1 protein-coding gene is annotated in these 1,040 nt (G+C 66.9%); it reads left to right on the top strand.

The features are described 5' to 3' along the window. Window positions 1-164 precede the first annotated feature (164 nt). Window positions 165-1,004: an IS5 family transposase gene (locus ABD346_RS38250; protein WP_344380930.1), complete on the top strand. Its 840-nt coding sequence runs from the start codon at window positions 165-167 to the stop codon at window positions 1,002-1,004. The last annotated feature ends 36 nt before the right edge of the window (window positions 1,005-1,040 follow it).

Genomic DNA, 1,040 nt, shown 5'->3' with positions numbered 1-1,040 from the left:
GTGATGCCGGCGGATTGAGGTTGGAGGGGCCTGCGAACAGAAAGGTCGTGATGTGGCGGTGGAGGGCTGTTTCCTTCCAGCACCTCCTGTCTCATCCCAACTCGACCCGGCTCCAGGCCCTTTACCCCCTGGTCGAGCCGCTCGTCGCGCAGTACATCGGAAACATGACTCCGCACAACGGGTATCCCAGCGATCTGTCCGACGCGCGCTGGGAGCTGATCGCACCCGTCCTCACCGCCTGGCGGGCCAAGCGTCGCCAGTTCGCCCTGGACATCGGCCGCCCGCCCGAACACGACCTCCGCCAGATCATGAACGCGATTCTCTACGTGGACCGCACCGGAATCCCCTGGCGGTACCTGCCCCACGATTTCCCGCCCCACCCGACCGTCTACGGCTACTTCGCCAAGTGGCAGCAGGACGGCGTGTTCGAGCAACTCACCGGGCTGCTGCGGCGCCTGCTCCGCGAGGCCGAGGGCCGCAACAGCGAGCCGTCGGCCTGCGTGCTGGACTCCCAGACCATCAAGACATCCGCCAACGTGCACCTGGACAACCAGGGCACCGACGCCGGGAAACGGATCATCGGCCGCAAGCGCCACTTCGGCTGCGACACCCTCGGCCTCCTCCTGACCGTCCTGGTCACCGCCGCCAGCGTGTCCGACACCGCGGCCGGCGTGACGCTGCTGACCCGGATCGCCGCCGCCCACCCCCACGTCACCAAAGCCTGGGTGGACGCCGGCTACCGCACCACCGCCATCAACCACGGCGCCCGCCTGGGCATCGACGTGCACCCCGTCCAACGCGACCCCGGCACCAAAGGGTTCAAGATCATCCCAAGACGATGGACCATCGAACGCAGCATCGGCTGGCTCATGCACCACCGCAGACTCGCCCGCGACTACGAGACGCACCCGCACCGCTCCGAAGCCATGATCCACCTCGCCATGATCGACCTCATGGCACGCAGACTCACCGGCGAAGCCACCCTCAACTGGCGCGAAACCTGACCCGGGAGCAAACGCCAATCAACGAACCAAACGCTC

Source organism: Streptomyces mauvecolor (genome assembly GCF_039532965.1).
GTDB lineage: Bacteria > Actinomycetota > Actinomycetes > Streptomycetales > Streptomycetaceae > Streptomyces > Streptomyces violascens.
This window is presented reverse-complemented; position numbering and strand designations above follow the sequence as displayed.

Excerpts from the sequence above, each read along its gene's own strand:
- ABD346_RS38250 (WP_344380930.1), top strand. The coding sequence starts at position 165 with ATGACTCCGCACAACGGGTATCCCAGCGATCTGTCCGACGCGCGCTGG.